19 protein-coding genes are annotated in these 26,195 nt (G+C 64.9%); 6 read left to right on the top strand and 13 right to left on the bottom strand.

Going from position 1 to position 26,195, the window contains the following annotated elements; all coding sequences use genetic code 11:
• Positions 1-43: 43 nt before the first annotated feature.
• From D9M09_RS15125 to wrbA, 6 genes are read right to left on the bottom strand one after another with little or no spacing between them, the layout of a single operon-like run.
• Entirely contained in the window at positions 44-1,120 is a 1,077-nt protein-coding gene (locus D9M09_RS15125; protein ID WP_121669770.1) for a lipocalin-like domain-containing protein, read from the bottom strand.
• Positions 1,120-3,711, bottom strand: coding sequence for an FtsX-like permease family protein (locus tag D9M09_RS15120; protein WP_070313247.1), 2,592 nt, complete (start codon positions 3,709-3,711; stop codon positions 1,120-1,122). The genes D9M09_RS15125 and D9M09_RS15120 overlap by 1 nt, the downstream gene beginning before the upstream one ends.
• Positions 3,699-4,127, bottom strand: a complete 429-nt coding sequence (locus tag D9M09_RS15115) for a DUF4124 domain-containing protein (RefSeq protein ID WP_083287885.1) — start codon at positions 4,125-4,127, stop codon at positions 3,699-3,701. Before D9M09_RS15115 ends, D9M09_RS15120 begins: the two co-directional genes overlap by 13 nt.
• Positions 4,124-5,551, bottom strand: a complete 1,428-nt coding sequence (locus D9M09_RS15110) for an FAD-binding oxidoreductase (protein ID WP_121669769.1) — start codon at positions 5,549-5,551, stop codon at positions 4,124-4,126. The genes D9M09_RS15115 and D9M09_RS15110 overlap by 4 nt, the downstream gene beginning before the upstream one ends.
• Entirely contained in the window at positions 5,548-5,958 is a 411-nt protein-coding gene (locus D9M09_RS15105) for a DUF2069 domain-containing protein (RefSeq protein ID WP_070224481.1), read from the bottom strand. Before D9M09_RS15105 ends, D9M09_RS15110 begins: the two co-directional genes overlap by 4 nt.
• Positions 5,958-6,566, bottom strand: a complete 609-nt coding sequence (gene wrbA / locus D9M09_RS15100) for an NAD(P)H:quinone oxidoreductase (protein WP_121671103.1) — start codon at positions 6,564-6,566, stop codon at positions 5,958-5,960. Before wrbA ends, D9M09_RS15105 begins: the two co-directional genes overlap by 1 nt.
• A gap of 67 nt (positions 6,567-6,633) precedes the next feature.
• Between wrbA and D9M09_RS15095 the strand changes: the two genes are divergently transcribed.
• Together D9M09_RS15095 and D9M09_RS15090 are read left to right on the top strand one after the other, a co-directional pair.
• Positions 6,634-8,010, top strand: a complete 1,377-nt coding sequence (locus D9M09_RS15095) for a YihY family inner membrane protein (protein WP_227741983.1) — start codon at positions 6,634-6,636, stop codon at positions 8,008-8,010.
• Between the two features lie 167 nt (positions 8,011-8,177).
• Positions 8,178-9,527 (top strand): esterase-like activity of phytase family protein, encoded by a 1,350-nt coding sequence (locus D9M09_RS15090; protein WP_240453666.1) that lies wholly within the window; start codon positions 8,178-8,180, stop codon positions 9,525-9,527.
• 73 nt (positions 9,528-9,600) lie between these two features.
• On the opposite strand, the gene D9M09_RS15085 is transcribed toward D9M09_RS15090, so the two are convergent.
• Genes D9M09_RS15085 through D9M09_RS15070 form a run of 4 tightly spaced genes read right to left on the bottom strand, consistent with a single transcriptional unit; the run spans position 9,601 to position 15,186 of the window.
• Positions 9,601-11,592 carry a DUF6630 family protein gene (locus D9M09_RS15085; RefSeq protein WP_121669767.1) on the bottom strand — a complete coding sequence of 664 codons (1,992 nt, stop codon included), beginning with the start codon at positions 11,590-11,592 and terminating at the stop codon, positions 9,601-9,603.
• Between the two features lie 29 nt (positions 11,593-11,621).
• Positions 11,622-13,025 carry a PoNe immunity protein domain-containing protein gene (locus tag D9M09_RS15080; protein ID WP_162995704.1) on the bottom strand — a complete coding sequence of 468 codons (1,404 nt, stop codon included), beginning with the start codon at positions 13,023-13,025 and terminating at the stop codon, positions 11,622-11,624.
• 24 nt (positions 13,026-13,049) lie between these two features.
• A complete protein-coding gene (locus D9M09_RS15075; protein ID WP_121669765.1) occupies positions 13,050-13,874 on the bottom strand; it encodes an alpha/beta fold hydrolase in 825 nt (274 codons plus the stop codon).
• Between the two features lies 1 nt (position 13,875).
• Complete coding sequence (locus D9M09_RS15070) at positions 13,876-15,186, bottom strand: O-acetylhomoserine aminocarboxypropyltransferase (protein WP_070224431.1); 1,311 nt, start codon at positions 15,184-15,186, stop codon at positions 13,876-13,878.
• A gap of 294 nt (positions 15,187-15,480) precedes the next feature.
• On the opposite strand from D9M09_RS15070, the gene D9M09_RS15065 reads away from it, so the two are divergent.
• Both D9M09_RS15065 and D9M09_RS15060 read left to right on the top strand, forming a co-directional pair.
• Positions 15,481-16,104 carry a 2OG-Fe(II) oxygenase gene (locus D9M09_RS15065; RefSeq protein ID WP_121669764.1) on the top strand — a complete coding sequence of 208 codons (624 nt, stop codon included), beginning with the start codon at positions 15,481-15,483 and terminating at the stop codon, positions 16,102-16,104.
• A 129-nt stretch (positions 16,105-16,233) separates the two neighbouring features.
• Entirely contained in the window at positions 16,234-16,680 is a 447-nt protein-coding gene (locus tag D9M09_RS15060) for a CBS domain-containing protein (RefSeq protein ID WP_010398828.1), read from the top strand.
• Between the two features lie 69 nt (positions 16,681-16,749).
• Here D9M09_RS15060 and D9M09_RS15055 read toward each other — a convergent pair whose 3' ends face one another.
• On the bottom strand, positions 16,750-19,011 hold the full coding sequence (locus D9M09_RS15055; RefSeq protein WP_121669763.1) for a putative bifunctional diguanylate cyclase/phosphodiesterase: 2,262 nt from the start codon (positions 19,009-19,011) through the stop codon (positions 16,750-16,752).
• Positions 19,012-19,571: 560 nt separating this feature from the next.
• Between D9M09_RS15055 and aroC the strand changes: the two genes are divergently transcribed.
• Entirely contained in the window at positions 19,572-20,666 is a 1,095-nt protein-coding gene (aroC, locus tag D9M09_RS15050) for a chorismate synthase (protein WP_121669762.1), read from the top strand.
• A gap of 207 nt (positions 20,667-20,873) precedes the next feature.
• Here the strand turns inward: aroC and D9M09_RS15045 are convergent, their stop codons facing one another.
• Both D9M09_RS15045 and D9M09_RS15040 read right to left on the bottom strand, forming a co-directional pair.
• Positions 20,874-22,370, bottom strand: coding sequence for an HDOD domain-containing protein (locus D9M09_RS15045; RefSeq protein ID WP_070224427.1), 1,497 nt, complete (start codon positions 22,368-22,370; stop codon positions 20,874-20,876).
• Positions 22,367-24,106: a putative bifunctional diguanylate cyclase/phosphodiesterase gene (locus D9M09_RS15040; protein WP_070224478.1), complete on the bottom strand. Its 1,740-nt coding sequence runs from the start codon at positions 24,104-24,106 to the stop codon at positions 22,367-22,369. Before D9M09_RS15040 ends, D9M09_RS15045 begins: the two co-directional genes overlap by 4 nt.
• 397 nt (positions 24,107-24,503) lie before the next feature.
• Between D9M09_RS15040 and D9M09_RS15035 the strand changes: the two genes are divergently transcribed.
• Complete coding sequence (locus D9M09_RS15035; RefSeq protein WP_121669761.1) at positions 24,504-26,186, top strand: isovaleryl-CoA dehydrogenase; 1,683 nt, start codon at positions 24,504-24,506, stop codon at positions 26,184-26,186.
• Positions 26,187-26,195: the final 9 nt, after the last annotated feature.

The raw sequence follows: 26,195 nt of genomic DNA, 5'->3' as shown, positions 1-26,195 counted from the left end.
GGGTCAGACCCGATGGGTCTGACCCCGGCATTTTATGCATTGCTTACAACTTCATCGGCTGGACATAGCCCGTCATTTCCAGGTAGGCGCGCCCGACCGGCTGGCCGTCGCGCTCCACCGTCACGGCGCCTTCCCAGTACACGGCCCCCGTCGAGCGGCGTGAATCGAGCTCCTGGTCCGCCTGCAGGGGCTTGATCTGCCAGCGCGTGGCACCCGTGCGGATCTCGGTGGCGACCGGGTATTCGGCCTGTGTGCGGGGCGAGCGCCACAGCTGCGTGGGCGTGAAATCGACGTCGCCGGGCGCGTACTGCGTCATCTTACCGGACGCATCGCGCCATGTCGCGTGCGCCCATAGTTTAGCACCTGTCTTGCTGCGGATCTGGAAGGCCATCAGGGCGCCGCCGTCAGCGAGGTTGGCGCCTATCCAGTTCCAGCCGCTGGCGTCCGCATCGAGCACCTGGCTCGACCACTCGTGATCGAGCCAGGTGGCGCCCGTCACCGCTTCCGGCTTGCCGCCCGCGCGGGCGATGGTGCCCGTGGTACGCAGCTGCGGCTCGCTGTAGTAGTAACTCGATTGCGCGGGCCGCGCGCCCTTGCGCGAATAGCCGCCAACGCCCTGCAGCAGCACGGGCTGCGTGGGCGCCAGGGTCAGCTGCAAGCTGAAGTCGCGCGCGGCCAGGCTGACCTTGTAGCTGCCGTCGGTCTGGCGCTGCATGCGCCAGTCGTCGAGTTTCACGTCCGTGTCGCCCACCTTGGCGTAGGCCAGGCCGAAGCCTTCGCGCGCGCTTTTCTCGTCGTGCAGCAGCTTGCCCACTTTCGGATCGGACAGGGCCGCATGGCCGATGATCAGCTGTTTCGGCGCGAAGGCGCTGGGGTTGTCCGCGTCGGCGGACGTGGCGCTGCGAAAGAATGTCACCTGGTAGCCCAGCTGCTCGCCGCCGGCGGTTTTTACCCATCCCGTGGCGTACCACCATTCCGTTTTATAGGCGGGATGGGCGCCGAAATCGTGCGGCATGCGCAGGGTCTGGCCGGCCGGCAGCGGCGTGACGGGGGCGAACGCGGGCGGCGCGGCGATGGCGGCGGCGCTGCAAAACAATAATAAACAAGTCAAACGGCGCATTACCAGTCCTCTCTGACGGCGCGGATGGGGCCAGCGGACAGCGCCTGGCGCCCCGCGATGAGGGCAGTGAGGGCGGCGGCCGTCAGCAGGGCGCCGGCCACAGTGGCGATCAAGGACCACGGCAGGTGCAGCTGCATGGTCCAGTGGAACGATTGCGGATTGACGATGAAGACCAGCACAAAGCTGATCAACAGGCCCAACACAAAACCGGTGGCGATGCCCAGCGCCGTCAGCGCGCCGCCTTCCAGCGCCAGGATGGACAGGATCTGGCCGCGCGTCACGCCCACGTGGCGCAGCATGCCGAATTCGCGCGCGCGCGCCAGGGTCTGGGCCGAGAACGTGGCGGCCACGCCGAACAGGCCGATGACGATGGCGATGGCTTCCAGTAAATACGTGACGGCGAAGCTGCGGTCGAAGATCTGCAGACTCAGGGCGCGGATGGCCGACGGGTTCGATACTTCCAGGCTGGCGCCGAAGGGCAGGGCTTTCAGGCGCTGCTGCAACTGCTCGCCCGTGGTATTTTTGGCCAGCCACAGGGCCGCATCGCTGACGTCCATATCGCCCGTCAGGGCGCGGTAGTCGTCCAGCGGCATCTGGATGGCGCCGGACGAGCGCGCATAGTCGCGCCAGATGCCGGCGACGAAGAACTTGTGCCGGCCGCCCGCCAGCGGCAGCGCGATCTGCTGGCCAGGCTTGACGTTGTACAGGTCGGCCGCCGCTTCGGACAGCCACACGGGCCGGCTGCCTGCCGGCACGGGCAGGGTGTCGCCCACCAGTACCATGCTCTTGCCAGGGTCCCGCAAGTTGATGGGGCGCGCCAGCAGCATGACGTTCGGGCGGTCCGGCGCCAGCGACAGCGAGCGCAGGCGTTGGAAATCCACCCTGGCCACGCCGGGCAGGGCGGTGATGCTCGCCTGTTCGCGCGGGTTCAGGCCCGCCGTGCCGCCGCTGGCCGCCGGGCGCGTGTACACGTCGGCCGGCAGGATCTGCAGCAGCCAGTCGTCGACGGAAACGCGGAAACTCGACACCATGATCGCCATCGCCACCATCAGGCTAAAGCTCGACAGCACGCCACCGAGCGCGATGCCGGCCTGGCCCGAGGCGTTCGCCAGGCGGGCCACGGTCAGGCTGCGCACGGGCGCATGCTTGCTCGTTTCCGTGCGCAGCCAGGCGGCTTGCAGGGCGCGGAAGACGACGGCCGCCAGCTGCGGCATCAGGGCGATGGCGCCGATCAGCAGCAGGGCGATGGACAGATAGCCGAACAGGGGCAGCTCGAAGACGGGCGGCAGGAACGTCAAGGCGCCGGCCAGCAGCAGACACGCCAGCGCTGGCCAGGTCTTGGCCAGGCGCGTCGTCACAACTTCTTCGCTGCCCGATTTCAGGGCGATGGCGGGGGCCGCGCGCGCCGCTTCCAGCGCGGGCGCGGCGCAACCCAGCAAGGCCACGCCGAGGCCCAGCGCGAAATACACGAAAGCGGCGACGGGCGTGAATTGCACCTGCGGCTGCACGCCCGCGAAATAGCCGGCGCCCAGGTCGCCGCCGAAAAAGCGCAGGGCGACGGCCGCCATGGCATAACCGCCGGCGATGCCCAGCGCGGCGCCGACCACGCCCAGGCTGGCGCCTTCCAGCAGCACCTGGCGCAGCAATGGCCTGCGCTCCATGCCCAGCACGCGCAGCAGCGCGAACTGGCCGCGGCGGCGGATGACGGACAGGGCCTGCGTGGAAAACACGAGGAACGCGCCCGTAAACAGGGCGACCAGGGCCAGCACCGTCAGGTTGACGCGGTAGGCACGGCTCAGGTTATTGTTGCGGCTATTCTGGTTTTCATCATTCGGCTGGCCTACCTGGAAACGCCCCGGGTACTGCGTTTCCAGCGCGCTGCTCAGCGCGGCCTGGAAGGCGTCGCGGTTGACGCCCTGGCGCAGTTTCAAGTCGATGCGCGACAGCTTGCCCAGCTTGTTGAAGCGCCATTGCGCCGCACCGATATCCATCACGGCGATGCGCTGGCCGGCGCGCGCGCGCTGCAGCGAACCGGCCACGCGCAGGGACACCGTGCCCGTGCCCGATTGCAGCGCGACTTGGCCGCCTTCGGCGACGTCGAGCCAGCGCAAGGCGGCAGGCGATAAAAAGATGGCGTCGTCGGCCAGGGTGTCGAAAGGCTGGCCTTCGGCCGGCGCGCCGATCAGGTCGGGCGAGATGAAGCCGGCGCGGAAGACGTCGAGCGCCAGGATGTGCAGCGGGCCGCCGTCCTTCTTGTCGCTCACGCCGGCTTGCAGTTCCAGCACGGGCGAGGCAACGGCCACGCCGTCGCGCTGCGCCAGCCACGGGTAGACGGCTTCGTCGAACAGCGCTTCGCGTCCGGCCACCTGCACGTCGGCCTGGCCGGACAGGCTTTTGACGGCCGTGGAAAATTCATTGAAGGCGGCCGCGTTGATCAAATGGATGGCAAAGCCCAGCGACACGCCGATGGCGATGGCGAGGATGGCGACGAAGGCACGCACGGGATGCGCGCGCCATTCGCCCAGCAGCAGCCAGCGCGACAACAGGCGCATACCTGCAGGATTGGCTGCCGGCGCACTCAATTCAGACATTCAACGGCCAGGCGCTCGCCGGCGCGCCGCGCTTTCAGTTGCGCCGCATTGCGGGTTTTATCACCCGCGCCGACGGCGTCCTGCGCCGCCCATTTTTGTTCCAGCCGTAGCTGGGCGCAATGCTTCTCGTGCATTTCCTTCTGTTTGGCGGCCCGTTCGCGCGCCTGGTCTTCCAGGTTTTCGCGCTTCTTGCGCGCCGCTTCCATCTGGCTGGCCACCCGTTCCTGACGCGTGGCCGCGCCCTTGTCGACGGCGGGCGGAGGCGAGGGAACTTCCAGGATCTGCAGCTGGCCGCCCGTGCAGGGCGTGGCGCTATAGCTGGTCTGGCCATCCTGCACACATTTGTAGACGTCCTGCGCGCTGGCGGAACCGGCCAGCAAGGCCATGGCGCAGAGCAGGAGAGACGATGGCTTCACAATATCTTCCCCGGATTCATGATGTTTTGCGGGTCCAGCGCCTGCTTCACGGCGCGCATCAGCTGCAGTTCCAGCGGCGACTTGTAGTGCGCCAGATCCGCCTTTTTCAGTGCGCCGATGCCGTGCTCGGCCGATATCGAGCCGCCAAAGCCGTGGACCTGGTCGTGCACGATGCGGTTGATGGCATCCTGGTTGGCCAGGAAATCCCGGTCCGTCATGCCGGCTGGCGGCGCCACGTTGTAATGCAGGTTGCCGTCGCCCAGGTGGCCGAAGCACACGAGCTGGCAGCCGGGGAAGGCTGACGCAAGGGCCGCATCCGTGACGGCGATGAAGTCGGCGATGCGGGAAATGGGCAGCGAGATATCGTGTTTGATGTTCTTGCCCGCCTGCGCCTGCGCCAGCGGAATATGTTCGCGCAGCTGCCACAGGCCTTCGGACTGCGCCACGGAACTGGCGACGACGGCGTCTTCGATCAACTCGTCTTCCAGGGCCGCGCCGATGCTCGCTTCGAGCAATTCCACGGCATGCGCCTCGGACTGGCTGCTGGACAGTTCCAGCAACACATATTGCCCATGCGACTGCCCATGCGCGTCGGCGAACGGGCGCGGCAGCTGCGGAAATTGCTCCGCTACCAGTTGCAAACAGTATTGCGACATCAGTTCAAAACCCGTCAGGCTGGCGCCGCAATGGTCCTGCATCAGGCTTAACAAGCGCAGGGCGTGGGCGGGCGAGGGCATGGCGGCCAGCGCCGTGATGCAGGCCTTCGGCTGCGGGTACAACTTCATGACCGCGCCCGTGATCACGCCCAGAGTGCCTTCGGCGCCGATGTACAGGTCGCGCAAATCGTAGCCGGTATTGTCCTTGCGCAGGCCGCGCAAGCCGCTCCAGATCTCGCCCTGAGGCGTGACCACTTCCAGGCCCAGGCACAGCTCGCGCGTGTTCCCGTAGCGCAGTACTGCCGTGCCGCCCGCGTTCGTCGCCAGATTCCCCCCGATGGTGCAGCTGCCTTCGGCCGCCAGCGACAGGGGGAACAGACAGCCGGCGGCACTGGCCGCTTCCTGGATGGTTTGCAGGATGCAGCCGGCATCGACCGTGATCGTGCGGTTGACGGGATCGAGCGCGCGGATGCTGTTCAGGCGCGCCAGCGACAGCACGACGGCCGTGCCGGCCGCATCGGGGATGCTGCCCAGCACCAGGCCCGTATTGCCGCCCTGCGGCACGACGGGCACCTGCCATTGCGCGCAGGCGCGCAGGATTGCGGCCACCTGCTCCACGGTGGCGGGGCGCAGCACGGCCAGGGCCTTGCCCGTAAACCTGTCGCGCCAGTCGGTGAGGAAGGGCGCCGTGTCGGCGTCCAAGGTGAGGACGTAGGTGTCGCCCAGCAGGTCGCGGCAGGCGGCGAGGAAATCGGTTTGACCAGTCATTTCTTGATGCTCACTTTATTCACTTTTTCCAGAAGCTCTTTGGCCATGCGCTTGGCCGCCTTTTTATACGGGCGCAGATACAGCACGGCGCAGACAAAATAGACGCAGACGATGGCCGCCTCGCCCCAGGCCATCAGGGCCGAGGTGGGGTTCGTGTCGCTGTAGCCGCGTACCACGCCTTCCGTAAAGTACAGCAGGATCACCATCGACGACCATTGCAGGGTGTAGACGTCGCGCTTGATGACGCCGTACAGGGGAATGAGCAGGGGCGCCGCTTTCAATACGACCCAGGAACCGCCCGGCTGCAGGGGCGCGACGACGGTTTCCCACAGCAGACACCAGACGATCAGGGTGACGAGGCTGGCGATGGCGCCCCAGTGAAAATACTTGTGCAGTGTGCCGTGCATCATGCGCCTGCCAGTTTCGCGGCGTTTTCCGCCAGGCGCCGGCCCAGCGCGACGGCCAGGCGTTTTTCATCGTCGCTCAAGGCCTTGTCGCCGTCTATGCCCGACCAGTGCGTGGCGCCATACGGCGAGCCGCCCGTGGAGGTGGTCATCAGTTCCGGGTGCGTGTAGGGCAAGCCCATGACCAGCATGCCGTGGTGGAAGAGGGGGATCATCATCGACAGCAGGGTCGATTCCTGGCCGCCGTGCAGGCTGCCCGTGGACGTGAACACGCAGGCGGGCTTGCCGGACAGGCTGCCGGCCAGCCAGTCGCTGGCCGTGCCATCCCAGAAGTACTTCATGGCGGCGGCCATGTTGCCGAAGCGCGTGGGCGAGCCCAGGGCCAGGCCCGCGCATTCCTGCAGGTCGTCCAGTTCCACATAAGGCGCGCCATCAGGCGGCACCTCGGGCGCCGTCGCTTCCGTTACGGTGGAGACGGCGGGCACGGTGCGCAGGCGCGCATCGCAGCCAGGCACGCTTTCCACTCCCTGGGCTATCAGCTCGGCCAACTGGCGCGTGGCGCCATGGCGTGAATAAAACAATACGAGAATAATCAGATTGGTTGGCTTCATCATTGGTATTATAGGGCGCTTTACAGCCTGATACGACTGCTGTCATGGCGCCGTTCTGATTTTGCACATGTTTTCAAAATATATATTCCCGTTCTTCCAATACCTGTGGCGCACCCTGAGCATGGGGCTGGACGTCGTGCGCGGCCTGACGTGGTCCGAAACGCGCGACCTGCTGCAGTTCGCGCGCCGCCGCGTGCGCGAGGAAAGCCTGCCGCAAGTGGCCGGCAGCCTGACGTTCGCCACCGTGTTCGCGCTGGTGCCGCTGCTCACGCTGGCCCTGGCCATCTTCACCACCTTCCCCCTGTTTAATACCTTCCGCCACGCGCTGGAAGACTATTTCGTGCAAAGCGTGATGCCCAAGGGCATCTCGAACACCATCCTCGACTACCTGACGACGTTTGCCTCGAAGGCGACGCGATTGTCGGCCATCGGTGCGGGCGCCCTGATCGTCACCTCGGTGGGCATGATGGGCTTGATCGAGCGCGTCTTCAACCGCATCTGGCGCGTGCGCCAGGAGCGCCGCTGGACCAAGCGTTTGCTCGTCTACTGGGCCATCGTCACCCTGGGGCCGCTGCTGGTGGGCGTGTCGCTGACGGTGACCTCGCGCCTCTTCATGGCCACCAGCGGCGTGGTGGGCGCCGTGCCGTTCATCGGCGCCGTGTTTTACACGCTGGTGTCGATCGGCCTGACCATGCTGGCGTTTACCTTGCTCTACATCGCCGTGCCGAACCGCGACGTGGACTGGCGCGACGCGGCCTGGGGCGGCTTGCTGGCGGCGCTGGCGTTCGAGGTGGCCAAGCGCGGCTTCGGCGAATTCATCCAGGAATTCCCCACCTATTCGCGCATTTATGGCGCGCTGGCCGCCTTGCCGCTGTTCCTCGTGTGGATATACCTGAGCTGGATGATCACCCTGGTGGGCGCCTTGCTGGTGGCCGCCTTGCCCGTCGTGAAATACGAGCGCTGGTGGTACGAAGCGGCACCGGGCAGCGAATTCGTCGACGCCGTCGCCATCCTGAAAGTGCTGCACCAGGCGTGCCACTGCGCCGATTCGGCCCTCGTGGGCGCGGCCGAGATCCGCCGCAGCACGCGCCTGGGCTTCGAAGAGATGGAAACCCTGCTCGACAAGATGGTGCAGCAGGGCTGGGTGGGACGGGTCAACGTGGACGGCGCCGTGCGGGTACAGTGGGGCAAGCGCGTGGCCGACAGTTCCGACCACTGGGTCTTGCTGGGCAACGTCAACCGCATCAGCCTGGCCGACGTCTACCGCCTGTTCGTCTTCGGCGGCATGCGCGTGAACTCCGGCTATCCGGCCGGCTCCACCAACGAGCGCGACATCAAGGCGGCGGAAGAGGCGGCCGCGCTGGCCGCGCAGGTGGAAAACGCCGTGGAGCAGGGACTGGGCCTGAGCCTGGCGCAGCATTTCGGGGAAGTGCGCTGCAATTGACGGGCCCGGCGGTGCGCGCGCTGCCTGCATCTGCCCCGCGCGATAGCGACGCATGTCATAGACTGGTCACCGAAGGCCGGTAAGCTTTCCTCTCCATTCATCTTGTAGAGGAAGCAAATATGCGTTGTCATTTGAGCGGTTTGAATTGGAGCCGCGGCTTGGCCATCGTGATGGTGAGCGGCATGCTGGCTGCCTGCGGCGGCAGTTCCTCTGCGGCTCCCGACGCGGTGCCCAAGGAGGGGGAAGGGCTGCCGCACCAGTTGGTCGGCTGGGCAGCGTTGCCTGACACGGCGCGCTGGCCGGCGCCGGTTTCCGGACAGTTCATGGCCGCGGCGCTTGGCGTCAGCCCGCCGTTTGCCAATGGCGTGCCGATTCCCGGCTTCTCCGCTCTGCTGAGGAATGACGACGGCAGCTGGACTGCCATGGCCGACAATGGCTACGGCGCCAAGGGCAATTCGGCCGATTTCGTGCTCGGCCTGTATAACGCCAGCATCAACTTCCGCACGGACGCAGACGCCAGCAAGACGCCGGGCAGCATCAAGATCAACAGTTTTCTCGCCTTCAACGACGCCAGGGGTTTCTTAAACGACGGCAAGGGCATCGACCTGAAAATCACGGCCGACTATGTCAACTACCCAAGCAACACCTCCGGCGGGCTGGTCTTTTCCGACAGCGGTATCGCCGTCGATGCGCGCATTCGCGCGGGCCGCCTGCTGACCGGTTTTGACTTCGACATTGAATCGCTCGCGCGCGCCGCCGATGGCACCTGGTTCGTGGGCGAGGAGTTCGGCCCGTATATCCTGCACTTCGACAAAAACGGCACGCTCATGGGCGATCCCGTTCCCCATCCCTTCCTGCGCAGCCCGGCCAATCCGGAAGTGCTGGGCAAGGGCGCCAGCATCACCCTGTCAGGCAGCCGCGGTTTCGAAAGCCTGGCCTATAACGCCGACCGCAGCCTGCTCTACGCGGTGCCGGAAGCGGCGCCAAGCGACCCGTCCCTGCGGCCCGTTACCGCGGATGAGCGCTACCTGAACATCTTCGAGTTCGACCCCGCCGCCATGCGCTATACCGGCAAGAACCTCGTGTACCGCAAGGATGGCGCGGCCAAGGATAATGGCGTCGTGATCGGCGACATGACCAATGTCGGCGGCAGCAAGTTCGTGCTCATCGAGCGCGACGGCTTCTGGGGCGCCAAGGCCGTGATCAAGCGCCTGTACCTGGTCGACCTGAAGGAGAAAGATGCTGATGGCGCCCTCAAGAAAACGCTGCTGGTGGACTTGCTGAATATCTCCGACCCCAAAGGCATCGGCGGGCAGGCGAGCAATATGCCCGTGGGTAAGTTCAGCATGCCTTTCGACTCGGTGGAGAGCGTTGAAGTCCTCGATGCCCACACGCTAGTCGTGGCAATTGACACGAACTACCCCGGTGAAGACGGACGCAAGCCAGGCAAGCCGGACGATACCGAAGTCATTACCCTGCGTTTTGACAAGGCGCTGTTCGATCGTTCCGTCAAGTAAAGATGCACCCGGCCAGCAACGGCGCTCCATGTTGCCGGCCGGGTGCGATATCAGCAGACGGGCCGGCAAGCCGTCACAGCAGCACGGGCCGCAGGACCGCCTGCAGCGCCGCCTTGCTGAACGCGGCCGCATCCTGCGTGCGTACCACGCCCAGATAATACGTGTCCTCGCCGCCGTGCAGGTTCACCAGGCGCAGCTGATGCGGCGCCAGGTGGGTGGCGATGGCGGCCAGGCCTTCGGCCATCGCGTCGCCATCCTCGCGCTGCGCCCACGAAAAATCGCGCAGCGCGGGCAGGTCGATGTGCCGGGCGATGCGCGGCACTTCATCGACCGATTTCCAGTCCAGGGTGGTGCCGTGGCCCAGCGCATCGGCGGCCGTGGACCAGAGCAGGAAGAAACACGCCGCTTCGGGCGTCTCGCCTTCGTATTCCTCTTCCGGGTCGTCATCCGCCAGTTCTTCCAGGGTGATGTCCACGCAGCGTGCGGCCAGTGCCGCATCGCCCAGCAAGAGCAGCGCGGCCAGCGCGCGCAACTGCTCGCGGTCGGCCTTGGCCAGGATCTGCGCCGGCGTGAAACTGCGGCGCTTGGCGGGTTTTTTCTTGCCCAGGCCGATGGACTCGCTCAATTGCGCCGTGATGGCCGCCTTGAAGTTCTCCACGGTGTCGAACTGCTCCAGCAGCTGGCCCGTGAAATCCATGCTCCAGGCCATGCCATCGTTGACCACATATAAAAAGTCGCTTTGCACGGCCACGCCGCGCAGATAGTGGGCGGGCGGATATAGCGGCGTAAACGCCTGCTTGCCATCGGGCGTCAGCATGCAGGCCAGGCCTTGCGCATCGATGGCGAAGATCAGATTCTTGCGCAGCTTGGGCGGCGACGACGTGGTGGCGCTATCGATGGCTTCGTACTGGCAGGGCGCCAGCAGCTCGCCCTGGCTATTGACCAGGCCAAACAGGAAGCGCCCGGCGATGCGCTGGCTGACGATGGCGATTTTCTTCTTCGTGCCGAAATCCTGCACGGAGCTGTAGGAGGCCGGCACCACCACCTTGCCCGTGGTGTCGACCACGCCGTGCACATTGCGCTCGTCGTCATCGCCCGTCTGGCGTTCGATGTCGATCAAACCATCGTCGCGCTGGCAGATGTTGTCCACCCCGTCCATCAGCAGCGCGCCGTCGGGCAGGCGCAGCAGGCGGCTGGCGCCGTCCGGCGCGATTCTCTGTACCAGATGGGGGCTGATGACGTACAGGGCTCCGGGGGACGGCGGCAGCACCACCGTGCCGTTCAGGTCCAGCACGCCGTGTGCATCGGGGGCGTCCGCCGTGGCAAAGGTGATCCAGCCATCGTCCGCGTAGTAAACGCCCAGGTCGACATAGCGCTGCGACAGCGGCACGATCCAGCGGCCATAGGGCGTGACGAGGCCGGTGACGTCCGGTTCAGCGGCGGCGCTGACTGCATAGCACAGCGCGTCTTCCTCCCATCCCGCCACTTCCAGGCCTTGCAGGAACGGTACATCTTCCGCATCGAGTTCCTCGACATCGGCCAGTTGCGCGCTGGCGGACGCCGACCAGTAGCCGGTCGCAGGCGATGCGGAACCAGCGGCCAGCAGCGGCGCCAACGCGTCCCGGTCGCCGCGCTGCAGGGCAGAGTGCAGGGCATGCGCCTCGGCGCGCAGGGCCTCGAGCGCGGCCGCGTATTCCGGCGTGCCGATATCGTGCGCGATCAGCTGCACGCAATCGAGGATCAGCCACGCCTGGCCGCTGGCCAGCAGGCTGCTGATGGCGCTGCGCGCGACGATGGCGGCCGCGTCGCGCGGCCGGTCCATCAGCGCGGACAACGCTTGCCAGCTGGCCTGTGCCTGCGCCATCGGCGCGGCCAGCACGCAGGGGCAGTCTTCGCCATCGCCGTAGATGGGCCAGGCGACTGCTTGCGTGCCGGCGCCGATGAGCAGCTTGAACAGCACGGGTACGTCCAGCCGCCATTCAGCCAGGCCCGTGATCGTCTCGATGTCGAAGCCGGCCTGGCCGGGTAAAAATGCGGTGCCGAACAGGGCTGCGGTATTGATCATTGATATTTATCTAAAAGTAAACGGGGCATTCAGGGCGTGGGCGGCATCACCCAGTGGGCCAGCGCGCAGCGCTCCAGGCCAAGGTGTTTGGCCACGGCGGCCGCCTCGAAGGCCCACAGGCCGTAGTAGCCGCCCAGGCCGTGCGCGCGCAAATGGCCGTTGAACCAGTCTTCGTGCACCAGCGCGCCATGCCAGCTGGCCAGATAGTGCCGCAGGTGTTCCAGCTGCTGCGCGGCATCGTCCGCGTCCAGGCACTCGAACAGGGCCGAATAGGGCTCGGCGAAATACCATTCGTCGACGGCTGGACGCTGCGCATCGATCGTCGACAGCAGCGCTTCGTACACGCCGTCTTCGCCGTCGAAGGCCGTCTGCAGGGCGGCCAGGCGGGCGGCCAGGTCGTGGCGGCCGAACAGCAGGGCCGCGCCCAGCAGCTGCAGGGTACGCGCGTAATCCGTCAATTGTTCGAAATCAAAGGCGGGCAAGGCATCGTCATCGTAGGCCTCGGCCAGGGCCGCGCGTGCCGCTTCGCAGGCGCCGATGGCAGCTTCCAGCGCCGTTTCCACTTCGGGCAAGGGCAGGCCTGCCGTGTAGCGCAGCGAGAAGACCTGGTAAGCCACGCTGGCGGCCGCGCATGCCCAGTAAGCGCTATCGCCGCCATCGATTTCCGCCTGCCCCTGCGCGCGTTCGTAGGCGGCCAGCAGGGTGTCAAGATAGGCGAGATTGCGGGCAAAATCGAAGGGGGTACCGAAAGGCGCGGGCGGCGTCTGGCGCGGCGCGTGGGGCCACGGTTCCTGCGCTGGCAGACAGACATCGGCGCATTCGCGCTGAATGGCCCAGTCGGCGAAGATTTGCTGCAAATATTCCGCCGTCTCGTCGTCGTGGGCGATGGCGCCCGCGCCCACCATGGTCGTGCCCAGCAGGGTGTAGCCAGGGAAACGGCTGCTTTCGTAGGCGATGGTGGTCACGCTCTGGATGGTCCTGCCGTCGCTCAGGTCGCGCACGCGGAAGTACACGTCGTCCCAGCCGGCAAGCGGCGGCGCTGGCGCTTCGTTCGGCAGGGTGGCCCAGCTGCCGTCGTCCTGCTCTTCATAGGCATCGAGCAGCTCGTCGAGGCCGCCGGGGCGGTCGATGCGGTTGTTGGCGTCGTATTGCAGGCCCAGTTCGGCCGCAAACGCGGCCGCGTGGCGGCCCTCGAAGACCAGATACAGTGCGCTCGTGGTGCCGACCAGCAGGTCCGTGTGCTGGCCCGCGACGATCAGCGCTTGCGGCAGCCGGCACCATTGGTAGTACGGAATGCCGGCCATCGGGCCGCCTTCTTCCGCTTGCGGGTTATTGAAACGCAGCTGTTGCAGCCAGTTGTAGCGTTCGTGCCGCTCCGCCTCCGTGCCGCTGCCGCGGCCGGTCAATTCTTCAAACAGGGTATTCAACAACATGTGCATCTATCCTAAAAAAAGCGTTCATGCCGCTGCCGCTGCCGCTGCCGTTTGCGCAAACGCAAACAGCGCGTCGAGCACGGCGTCCGGCTGCTCGGCCATCAATTCGTGCCCGCTGTCGACCTGCACCACGGTGCCATGCGCTATGGTGGACGTCAGCAGCCGGGTCGACTTGGGCGGCGTCATCATGTCGCGCGCGCCGAAAATGAATAAAGTGGGGCAGTGTACCGAAGCGGCCGCGATTTCGCCGTTCGCGTAGGCATTGCAGGCAGAAAAATCCGTGTGAAACACGTGAGCGGGATTGAGCGCGGCGATGCGCTGTTTCAGGCGCCGCGCGCCGCCCATGGCATAGAAGCCGGGGCCGGGAAACGAGGGCTTTTGCGCGATCGACGAGTGCGACCAGATATTGACCATGTCGATGGCCGCCTGTTCATCGTTGAGCGATGTTTCCAGCAGCGCCGGCGAGACTTTCATCGGGTAGGTGGAGCCGAGCATGGCCAGGTGGCTGACGCGATCCGGTGCCAGGAATGCCGCTTCCAGCGCGATCAATGATCCCATGCTGTGGCCGATCAGCATGGCCCTGGGTGCGCCGGCCCCGTCCAGCACGGCGAGGATCCAGCGCGCCAGTTCCTCGACCTTGGTTTTCGCCGCGCCGCCGCTGCGGCCATGGCCCGGCAAGTCGACGGCCAGCACGTTCCAGCCGTGGTGAGCAAAGTAGCGCGTCTGCAGGGCCCACACGCTATGGTCGTTTTGCGCGCCGTGGATGAAGACGGCCGTGGGCTGGTTCGGGTTGAATGGCTTGCCGCCCGTGTAGCAGTAGGCCGTGGTGTTCTCAATGGTGAGCTGCATGTCAGGCGCCTTTCTGCGACAGTTTCAGGCCACGGGCCAGGTCTTCGATCAAATCGTCGGCGTCTTCCAGGCCCACCGACAAGCGCATGGTGCCCTGCGTGATGCCTGCCTGCGCCAGTTGATCGTCGGGCACGCGGAAGTGCGTGGTGGAGGCGGGGTGGATGACGAGCGACTTGGCGTCCCCCACGTTGGCCAGGTGCGAAAAGATCTTCAGGCTGTCGACGAAGCGCTGGCCCGCCGTGCGGTCGCCGCGCAGGCGGAAGGTGAAGACGCCGCCCGCGCCCTTCGGCAGCAGGGTCTTGGCCAGCTCGTAATCGGGATGCGACGGCAGTTCCGGGTAGGACACGGATTCCACGGCCGGATTGACCAGCAGAAAATCGATGACCTTGCGCGTATTGGCCACGTGGCGGTCCATGCGCAAGCCCAGGGTTTCGATGCCCTGCAGGATGGCGAAGGCGTTGTGCGGGCTCATGACGGCGCCGAAGTCGCGCAAGCCTTCGCGCCGCGCGCGCAGGGCGAACGGCGCCACCGTCGATTCCTCGGCGAAGACCATGCCGTGAAAGCCGTCATACGGTTCGCACAGTTCGGCGAAACGGCCCGTCTGGTCGTAGGCCGCCTGCCAATCAAAAGTGCCGCCGTCGACCAGCAAGCCGCCGATGGCCGTGCCATGGCCGCATAAAAACTTGGTGGCCGAGTGGAACACCAGGTCGGCGCCATGCTCGAAGGGGCGCAGCAAATACGGCGTGGTGAACGTCGAATCGAGCATCAGCGGCAAGTGCTGCTCGTGCGCCAGGGCGGCAATGGTCGGGATATCGAGCACGTCGAGGCCGGGATTGCCCAGGGTTTCCGCGAACAGGACTTTGGTATTCGGGCGGATGGCAGCGCGCCAGGCGTCCACGTCGCGCGGGTCGACGAAGGTCGTCTCGATGCCGAAGCGTTTTAATGTGTAGGCGAGCAGGTTGTGCGAGCCGCCGTACAGGGCGCGCGAGGCCACGATGTGCGAGCCGGCGCCGGCGATGGTACATAAACCCAGGTGCATGGCGGCCTGGCCGCTGGCCGTGGCGATGCCGGCCACGCCCCCTTCGAGGGCGGCGATGCGCTCTTCGAGCACGGCGTTGGTGGGATTCGAGATGCGCGAGTAGACGTGGCCGGCCCGTTCCATATTGAACAGCGAGGCCGCATGGTCCGAACTCTTGAAGGCAAACGAGGACGTGAAATGGATGGGCGTGGCGCGCGCGCCCGTGGCCGGGTCGGGCGCGGCACCCGCATGCAGGGATAAGGTATCGAAACCGGGGTATTTCGGGCCGCTCATGGTGTCTCCGCCAAGTTTTATAGTGGCAAGATCGTAACCTGATTTGCAGCTGAGCAAAAGGGCTCCTGTGCAGGGCGCATGGGGCCGTGCTGGCGGACGGTCAGGCTCAGCTCGCGTGTAACCTGAAGTGTAAAAAAAGTGACCGGCACGGTGCGGCGGTGGTACGATATCGTATCAGCGATATTCGGGCTGTCTTAGCTGTGCGCGTGCGCCGCGCCGCAGGGAAGCAGTTGCAAGCGAACGAAATCCTGGGCTTCAGGCGCACTCTCATGCATGTCCACCAGGAAAGATTTTATGCCCGCAATATCGTTCGACGGCTCCCTTGCCGTACCCGGACCCTCTATCGTCGACGGCCTCTGCCAGGCAGGCTGGCTCATGCAAGAGCATTTCATTTCCCCTGAACTGAGCCGCCAGCTGGCCGCCGAATGCGTGCAATCCATGCTCAGCGGCAAGATGAAGGGGGCCGGCGTGGGCAGCGGCCATGCGCCGCTGCTGCAGCCCGACATCCGCGGCGACCATATCGAATGGCTGGAAACGGGCAGGTCAAGCGCGTGCGACCGCTACCTGGAACACATGGAAGCGCTGCGCCGCATGCTCAACCGCGAGCTGTTCCTGGGGCTGGAAGAGTATGAAAGCCATTTCGCCCTGTACGCGCCGGGCGCCTTTTACCGGGCCCATCTGGACCGTTTCCGCGACGACGACAAGCGCACCGTGTCCGTCGTGCTGTACCTGAACGACGACTGGCTGCCCGGGCATGGCGGCGCGCTGCGTTTGCATCCGCAGGATGGCGCTCAGGTGGATATCTTGCCGCAGGCGGGCCGCATGGCCATGTTCATGTCGGGGGAGATGCTGCACGAAGTGCTGCCGACGGCGCGCGAGCGCCTCTCGATTGCCGGGTGGTTCCGCCGCCGGGGCTGATGAAAAGTTGCGCGCAATCCCCTTCGATTTGATTGCGCACAAGGCTGGATTTTTCCGCAGGCATAGGCTACAGTCGCAGTAAGGGCTTAGAATAACTAAAATACCAATCACGCGGACAGGACGGCCAATATGAAAGTATCTGAAATTCTCCAAGTCAAGGGCAATATCCTCTACACGGTCACGCCTGACCAGCCCCTGCTTGACGCGGCCAATACCATGGCTGAAAAAGACATCGGTTCGCTGGTGGTCATGGAATTTGGCGACCTGGTCGGCATGCTGACCTTCCGTGAAGTGTTGAATGCCTTGCATGAAAACGCGGGCCAGATCGGCGGCGGCACCGTGCGCAAGCACATGGATGACCACCCGATCACCGTGACCCCGGATACGGAAGTCAACGAAGTGCGCCGCATCATGCTGGAAAAGCACGCGCGCTACCTGCCCGTCATGAATGCCAAGACCTTGCTGGGCGTCATTTCCTTCTACGACGTGGCGCGCGCCGTGCTTGAAGCGCAAAGCTTTGAAAACCAGATGCTGAAAGCGTACATTCGCGACTGGCCGGCTGAAACCACCGACTAAGCTTTACTCATGCAGTAAAAACAACGCCGGCGATTGCCGGCGTTTTGCATTCGCGATCCAAGGTGCAGCCTATGCCGCCCCCTGCAGCGCCTCGTTGTTCAGCCAGGTGCCCAGAGCCGTGGCCGTCATGGGGCGGGCGAACAGAAAGCCTTGCGCCATCGGGCAACCCAGCGCCTGCAAGATTTGCGCTTGCCGCTCGTCTTCCACGCCTTCGGCGATCACGGCCAGGCCCAGGTTGCGGCCCAGCTGGATGACCATTTCGGCGATGCTGCTGCCGCGCGCCGATCCTGTGATCTCGGTGACGAAGGCGCGGTCGATCTTCAGGCGGTCGACCTGCAGGCGCTGCAAATAGGACAGCGAGGAAAAGCCCGTGCCGAAGTCGTCAATGGCGATGCTCACGCCCGTCTGCTTGATCTGCCACAGCATCTTGATCAATAAGTCCGGCTCTTCCATGGCCATCGATTCCGTGATTTCCAGCTCGATGAATTCGGGCGGCGCCTGCGTTTCTTCCAGCGCCGCGCGCAGCATTTCCAGGAACAGCGGGTGGCGAAACTGCACTTGCGACACGTTGACGGACATGACGAAATTGCGGTGGCCCTGCTCGCGCAGCAGCACCAGTTCGCGGCACGCCGTGCGCAGCACCCATTCGCCGAGGTCGATGATGATGCCCGAATACTCGGCGATCGGAATGAAGCGGTCGGGCGAGATGAACTTGCCGTCCGGCGTCTGCCAGCGCAGCAGCGCTTCGGCGCCCACGGGCCGGCGCGTGGTCAGGTCGATTTGCGGCTGGTACACGACAAACAGCTGGTCCTGGCTGAAAGCCGTGCGCAGCGCGTGCATCATGCGCACCCGTTCGCGGATTTCGATGCCCATGCTGCGCGAAAAATAGAAGTGCCCGGCGCGCTGCTGGCTTTTTGCCCGTTTCAGCGCGATGTCGGCATCCTTCAGTGCATCGGCGCCCGTGCCCGCATGTTCGCCCAGGCGCACCAGGCCCAGGGTGGCTGACAGTTGCACGTCCTGGCCATCGATGCAGAACGGCGGCTGGAACAGGGCCAGGATATTGCCTGGGTTGACTTGGGACGAGTCGCCCAGCACGCAAAAGATATCGCCGCCCAGGCGCGCCACCGTCAGCTGCGGCCCCAGCTGGGTTTGCAAGCGGCCCGCCACGGCGATCAGCAGCGTATCGCCGAACTGATGTCCCAGCGCGTCGTTGGTTTCGGCAAAGTGGTCGAGGTCGACCAGCGACAACGTGGCGTCGTCGCGCGCGGGACCGGCCAGGGTGGCGTCGAGAATTTCCACCAGGCGGGTGCGGTTCGGCAGCTTCGACAACTGGTCGTAGAAGGCGGCGTTGTGCAAGTGCGATACCAGCTCGACGTTGTCCAAGCCCACGGCGACGTTGCTGCAGAATACTTCCAGCAGGCTTTCATCGATGGCGGAAAGGGGGCGCGGCAGCACGAGGTAGGCGGCCGCGTCGCGGCCGGCCTTGCCCGCGAAGTACAGCGTGGCGTAGTCGTGCGCGTAGACATTGCGCCGCTGCGCCAGCGTGTGTTCGATGGCGGCCATCACGCGCGGGTTTTGCAGGCCGCACAGGGCGCTGTGCGGCAGGCTGGAAAAGCTGCCCGTGCAGGCCGAAACGAGCAGCTCCTTGCTGCCATTGTCCTGCAAGTCCTGCACGCACAGCACGCCGTCGGCCCGGGTGCCCAGCAGGTCGGCGATCTGCGCCAGCACGCCGGCCGAGAAATTCTGTACGCCATGCAGCGCCATCAGCTGCGTGCTGGCGTGGACGATACGGTCCAGGCCGCGCCGGCTGCTGTTGATTGAACGGATCTGCTCGTACGAGCGGATGGCCGCCGTCACCGTGGTAAACAGCTTGATGCGCGTCAGTTCGGACTTGGTCTTGTAGTCGTTGATGTCGAAATCGCGGATGGCGTCGATTTCCGGCGCATAGCCGGGCTGGCCCGTGCGCAGGATGATGCGCACGTCCGTCATTTTCAGCGTTTCGCGTATGTAGCGCACCAGGTGCAGGCCCGCATCATCCTGTTCCATGACCACGTCGAGCAGGATGACGGCGATGTCGTCTTCATGCTTGAGCAGTTCGCGCGCCTGGCCGGCCGAATACGCATGCACGAATTCCAGCGGGCGGTGCTGCATTTCCAGATTGCCCAGGGCGAATGTGGTGGTGGAGTGGACGTCTTCATCGTCGTCGATGATCATCACCCTCCAGACGCTGCGCTGTGCGACGGCCAGCGACGCCGCTGGTTGCTCATCGAGGAATACCAGGTCGTCGTGATCGTCCTTGTTGGCGTCAAGGGGGATGATCGGTGCGGGCATGTATAGCTTCTCCAGGATGACTCAATACGGAACGTGAGCACATCAGAAATGTCCATGGCGTTGTTGTACTGCCTCGCCGTACTCGCGTACTGTCTTCGGCAGTACGCCTAGCCCTGGGCATTTCTGATGCACTCTGGAACAACGAAAAACAGCACTCAACTATCGTTGCGTTGCCTCGCCGTACTTGCGTACTGTCTTCGGCAACGACGCCTGGCCCTGGGCATTTTGTGACGTGCTCTCGGCGCAGCCTAAATCTGGGTTGGCGTTCAGTATTGTGTGCCGCGCTCTGATCCAAGTATATAGCTATTTAATAAGCAAAATGTTTTTTTAAGTCTATTCTGTAGGGCAATATTTCTTGCATTGCATGATTGCGACGCTTATTTGGTATTTTTTATGCGAAAAAATAACGCGGGATTTTAAAATGGCGGTTTGGGGCGGGGCGAAAGGCGCGGCGGGAGGGTGGGTGGCGGGTAAATATCGGGCAGTGGCCTGGCATTAGCGGCATGGCATGCCCCGCAGGCTGGTAGAATTGAGTTTTCCAGTCCTCACCACTTCCTACTATGTCCGGCAATTCTTTTGGCAAGCTGTTTACTGTTACCACTTTCGGCGAATCGCACGGTCCGGCCATCGGCTGCGTGATCGATGGCTGCCCGCCGGGCTTGATCCTGTCGGAAGCCGATATCCAGCCCGAGCTGGACCGCCGCAAGCCGGGCACTTCGCGCCACGTGACGCAGCGCCAGGAATCGGATACCGTGGAAATCCTCTCCGGCGTGTACCAGGGCGTGACGACGGGTACGCCCATCGCGCTGCTGATCCACAATGAAGACCAGCGCAGCAAGGACTACGGCAATATCGCGGAAAGCTTCCGCCCCGGCCACGCCGACTACACCTACTGGCATAAATACGGCGTGCGCGATCCGCGCGGGGGCGGGCGCTCGTCGGCGCGCCTGACGGCACCCGTCGTGGGCGCGGCGGCCATCGCCAAGAAATGGCTGCTGCAGCAGTACGGCACCACGTTCAAGGGCTGCATGAGCCAGCTGGGCGATATTCCCGTGCCGTTCCAGTCGTGGGAGCATGTGCATGCGAACCCGTTCTTTGCCGCCAGCGGCGACGCGGATCTGATCGCGCGTATGGAAGCGGCGATGGACCAGCTGCGCCGCGACGGCGATTCCATCGGTGCTCGCATCGACGTGATCGCGCAAAACGTGCCGGTCGGTCTGGGCCAGCCCATCTACGACAAGCTCGACGCCGACATCGCCTATGCCATGATGGGCATCAATGCCGTCAAGGGCGTGGAAATCGGCGCCGGCTTCGATTCGGTGGCGCAAAAGGGTTCCGAGCACGGCGACGAACTGACGCCGGAAGGCTTTATCGGCAATAACGCGGGCGGCGTGCTGGGCGGCATTTCGACGGGGCAGGACATCAGCGTGTCGATCGCCATCAAGCCGACGTCGTCGATCCGCACGCCGCGCCGCTCGATCGATAAAGAGGGCAATCCCGTGATGGTGGAAACGTTCGGCCGCCACGACCCCTGCGTGGGCATCCGCGCCACGCCGATCGCTGAAGCCATGCTGGCGCTGGTGCTGATTGACCACGCCCTGATGCACCGCGCGCAATGCGGCGATGTCAGCGTGAATACGCCGAAGCTGAAGTAAGTTGAATGTTGTCGGATGACGGGCCTGCGGCCCTGATCCGACCTACGACCTGGATGGTCGTTTTCTCGTTTAACAACGACGCTTGCGACACCTGACAAAACCGTAGCGAGCGGAAGGGAGAGGTGGCTGAGAAGCGCAACCGTACTCTGGTACGGTGAGCATCGCAGGCCGCCTATACCGACGCGCAGTAGGTTTGGTCAGGTGTTCTCATGCTACCTTGTTCGCCACCAGTTCCAATTGATGGCGCATCTCCACCGACTGCACCAGCAACGCCCGGATATCGTTGATCAGGTTGAATTCCGTCTGATTCAATTGGATCGGCGGGAAGCTGTCGTCCCAGTCGCCATATAAAAATCCCGTGGGGTGGCCGTTGGCCGACAGCGGCAGCACGACGAAGCTGCGCGCTTCCGACAGGGTCGTCTTCCACCATTGCGGCAGCTTGGCGGCGAATTTCGGGTCGCGCGCGTTGTCGATGAAGATCACGCGGTCGCTATTGAGGGCCGCATGGAAGACGTTCGGCTCATACGCGTCGCCAAACACCATCAAATCCTGCAGGTCCGCCATGCCTTCGCCCAAGCTGATGCGCGCCGAATACAAATGGTCCCTGTGGTTGCGCACGAACGCCACCGAGCGCGAAAAATCGAAGCCCTGGTGCAGCGTTTCGAGTGCCATCGAGACCATCTGTCCCGGGCTGGCGCTGCCGATGGCGCCGCGCAGGTCGGCCAGGCCGCCGATCAACACGCGATTGCCTTCGGCGCGCATGCGCGTCGAGGCCAGCTGGCGCGCGCGCCGTTCGGCCGGTTTCGACAGCGGTGCGATCGACAGGTCGGCCGCCGCCATCGCCTTGGCCTTGTCCACCGCCACCACCAGGTCGGTCGCGGTGATGCCCAGGGTGCCCGCATAATCGTCGATCAGCGCATGCACCTGCGCCGCGCCGGCCGCATCGTCATGCCACAGCGAGTCGGCGCAGCGCGCCGCCATCGTCGACAGGCCCGCCATCCAGTCGGCGCCGCTGACGGGGGAGTTGTCCGGCGACGGGTCCATCGGACGCATGCCGTTGATCAGGTGCTGCGGCAAGCCCCAGTGGGCGGCCGTGGCATAGCCCACTTCGGGCAGCGACAGGCCGAGGATTTCGCGCGCGGCGGCAGCTTCGTTGCCGGGACCCGCATGCGCCTGCATGCGCGCCCAGAAATCCGTCATGTAGAACGTCACCATCATGCGGCCCAGGGTGTGCAGCATGGAGCAGACGACGGCTTGCTCCGCCTGCAGGCTGCCGGCGCTGGTGGCCACCTGCTGCGCCACCATCCCGGCCAGCACGGCTTTTTCCATTTCCACGTGGGCGCTGACGGAATCGGGCGACGCCTGCGACAGCTCCTCGATCAGCTTCAGGCCCAGCGCCAGGTGGCCGATGGCGTCGATGCCGAGCACCAGCACGGCCTTCGAGACCGTGTTGACGCGCTGGCCGAAGGCCGAATACATGCCGCTGTTGGCCAGCCTGAGCACCTTGTGCGTGAGGACAGGGTCGGACAGCACCGTTTGCGTGATGTCGAATTCGTGGTCATCCTCGCCGCGCATGGCGCCCAGGATGGCGCTGATGGCTTTCGCGAAGCCGGGCATGTCGCCTTGCTGTCGCGTGCGCGCCCACAGCAGGTCCAGGGTGTTTTTGCCGAGCTGTGTCGGTACCGTGAAATGACCTGGATTCATTGCACCCCTCCGCGCGGTTCATTGGCAGACGGCGCAGGCACCAGCGCCGCATAGGTTTTGTCGCTCAAGGCCGATAGCGCGGCATGGGCCGGCATCGGCTTGCCCGTCAGGTAGCCTTGCACGTACTGGCAGCCGCGCGACTCGATGAAGTGCATCTGCTCCTCGGTTTCCACGCCCTCGGCCACGACGGACAAATTCAAATGCTTGGCCAGGTCGAGAATGGTGTTGCAGATGGCCGCATCCTTGCTCGATTCGGGCAAGTCCTTGATGAAGGTGCGGTCGATCTTCAGCACGGAAATGGGGAAGCGCTTCAGATACGCGAGCGAGGAGTAGCCGGTGCCGAAATCGTCGATGGCGATGCGCGCGCGGCGCTCCGTCATCTTGACGAGGATGGTTTCCGCATGCACGGGGTCGATCATCAGCGTGCCTTCCGTGATTTCCAGCACCAGGTGTTCGCCGGAGAGTCCCGAAAACGCGATGGCTTCATCGAGCACGTCGAGGAATTTATCGTTGCGGAACTGGCGCGGGCTGATGTTGACGGAGATGTACAACGGCCGTTTGGCCACTTCCTGGAACTGCTTGAGCTGCACGCAGGCCGCCTTCAACGCCCAGGCGCCGAGCAGGTTGATCAGGCCATTGGCTTCCGCAATCGGGATGAAGCGCACGGGCGGCACCAGGCCCAGTGTCGGATGCTTCCAGCGCATCAGGGTTTCGAAGCCCTGGATCTGGCGCGTGTGCGCGTCGACGATGGGCTGGTAAAACAGCAGGAATTCGCCTTCGCGCACGGCGTGGAACATGGCCGCTTCCAACGAAATATCGTGTTCCGACGGGCCGTTCAGGCGCGGGCTGTAGACCAGGCAGCGGGCCTTGCCCGTTTCCTTGGCGCGCGACATGGCCGCATCGGCCAGCGCCACCAGGCGCACTTCATCCTCCGCGTGCAGCGGATAGATCGATACGCCGACGGAGGCGCCCACGTAGATCGTGTGGCCATCGACTTCGAACGGCGCCTGCAGGGTGGCCAGCAGGCGGCCCGTCACCAGCTTGATCTGGGCGTCGGTGGCGCTGCCAGGCAGCACGGCGACGAATTCGTCGCCGCCCACGCGCGCCAGGGTGTCGCTGTCGCGCAGGGTCTTGCGCAGGCGCGCGGCGGCCAGGCGCAGTACGGCGTCGCCGACGGGGTGGCCCAGGCCATCGTTGACCTTTTTAAAACCATCGAGGCCGATGGTGGCGACGGAAAAGCCCTGGCCCGAACGGGCGGCCTGGGCGATCACCATGCGGATGCGGTCCGACAGCAGCAGGCGGTTCGGCAGACCCGTGAGCGCATCGTGCGTTGCCATGTGGCGCAGCCGTTCTTCCGTGTTGTGCTGGGCCGACGTGTCGCGCCCGACCACCAGCAATTCGGCCACGCCGGCCGCGTTCATATAAGACGACAGGCGCAGCTCGAACCAGATTTCCTGGTCCGGCGCTTGCAGGCGCACTTCCAGGCGGCCCGGCTCTTCCAGCGCGTCTTCCAGCGCCGCCTGCAGCGCCGCGCGCGACGCTTCGGTGGCCAGCGGCAGCAGCAAATGGCCGGACAGGCCCGAGGGCGCGCCGAACAGGGTGGCCGCGCGCTTGCTGGCGAACAGGATCAGGCCGTCCGTATCGAGCCGGAACACGACGTCGCCTGCCTCTTCCATGAGGTTGTCCAACTCGTGGCGGGCCTCGCGGTGGGCGGCGGATGGGGTACTGGAAAACATCGTGCTGGCTTTTACCTTTTTATTATCAGTGCCGGCGCTCGCTGCAGGGCAGGGCGCCAACGGAAACAGTGCATCGTGCGTGACGCGCGCCATAGGGGCCGGAAGGGCGGCTATCGGAACGCGATCCACACGAAATGTATCATTGAAAAGCATTCGATTACATGAAATAAAGCAACATTGCTTCAGGTTTTGTAAATATTCCTGCCTTCCATGAAAAAAATCATGCCGCGCGACACACATGGGTATTTTCATTCCACGTGGAAACATTTATCTGCGCTTGCTTCCCCTGGCGCGCTTGCCCCGCCTTGCGCTTTGCGCTAGTCTGGCTGGCAGACGGTGTTGACGGCGCGCCCGCGGCAGACAAGGGCGCCATGATAACAAATCGCGGGAGACCCCCATGAATGCTTTTGATACGCATGAAGTTTTCAACCAGGCCACGCCGTTTGAAAACGTCAACCTGTTCGCCTGCGACCCGGCGCTGATCGAAGCGCTGCTGCGTGAAGGCGGCGGCGCGGCGCTGCAGGAGCTCGACGCGCTGGGCGACAAGCTGGGCCGGGCCGAGACGTACGCGCTGGCGCGTCTGGCCAATATCCACACGCCCGAACTGCAGCAGTTCGACCGGTCCGGCCGGCGCATCGACGAAGTGCTGTTCCATCCGGCCTGGCATGAACTGATGGCCATCCTCGTGGGCGCCGGCGCGCACGCGTCGCCCTGGGCCTCGCCCGGCCCCGGCGCCCAGGTAGCGCGCGCGGCCGCCTATCTATTAGTGGGGCAAGTGGAAAACGGCACGCAGTGTCCCGTGACGATGACGTATGCCTCGGTGCCGGCCCTGCGCCAGGCGCAGGATCTGCCGCAGATCGCGCAACGCTGGCTGCCGAAAATCCTGTCGCGCGAATACGATCCCCGCTCCTTGCCCGTGGAACAAAAACGGGGCGCCCTGGTCGGCATGGGCATGACGGAAAAACAGGGCGGCTCGGACGTGCGCAGCAATACCACGCGCGCCGTGCCCGTGCCGCCGGACGAGGCGCAAGCGCTGTTCGGTGCAGAGGCAGGCGGCGCCTGGCGCATCGTCGGCCACAAATGGTTTTTCTCGGCGCCCCAGTGCGACGCGCATCTGATCCTGGCGCAGGCGGACGAGGGCGGACTGTCGTGTTTCTTTTTGCCCCGCTACCTGCCCGACGGCAGCCGCAACGCCATCCGCGTGCAGCGCCTGAAAGACAAACTGGGCAACCGCTCGAACGCCTCGTCGGAGGTGGAGTTCACCAATGCCTACGGCTGGCTCGTGGGGCAGCCGGGGCGCGGCATTCCCACCATCCTGGAGATGGCCAGCCATACGCGCCTCGATTGCGTGCTGGGCAGCACCGGCATCATGCGCGCCGCCTTGACGCAGGCGCTGCACCATGCGCGCCAACGGGCCGTGTTCGGCAAGCCGCTGGCCGAGCAGCCGCTGATGCAAAACGTGCTGGCCGACCTCGCGCTCGAGTCGGAAGCGGCCACGGCGTTTGCGTTGCGCCTGGCCCGCTGTTTCGATGAAAAGGACGATGCAGGGCAGGCGATGCTGGCGCGCGTGCTCACGCCGGCCGGCAAGTACTGGATCTGCAAACGGGGGCCCGGCTTCGGCGCGGAAGCCATGGAAGTGCTGGGCGGCACGGGCTATGTGGAAGAGGCGCCGCTGGCGCGCCTGTACCGCGAACTGCCCGTCAACTCGATCTGGGAAGGCTCGGGCAACGTCATGTGCCTCGATGTCTTGCGCGCCTTCGGCAAGTCGCCTGCCGCGCGCGACGCCCTGGCGGCCGAGCTGGCGCTGGCCGGCGATGATGACGCTTCCTTTGTGGCCTGCCGCGCGCGCCTGCTGGCCGACCTGGACGGGCCGCAGACGGACGAGTTTGGCGCCAGGCAATTGTCCGAACGCATCGTGCTGGCCGTGCAGGCGGCCTTGCTGCTGCGCCATGCGCCGCCGTTCGTCGCGCAAGCCTTCCTGCAGTCGCGGCTGGTGCAGGCGCCGGGCGGGGCGTATGGCCGCTTGCCGGCGGGCACCGATTGCGCGGCCATCCTGGCGCGCGCGCTGCGCGAGTATTGATTTCAATAA

Source organism: Janthinobacterium agaricidamnosum (assembly GCF_003667705.1).
In the GTDB taxonomy this organism is placed as follows: domain Bacteria; phylum Pseudomonadota; class Gammaproteobacteria; order Burkholderiales; family Burkholderiaceae_D; genus Janthinobacterium.
The sequence above is the reverse complement of the archived record's forward strand: the minus strand, read 5'-3'. Positions and strand labels throughout refer to the sequence as shown.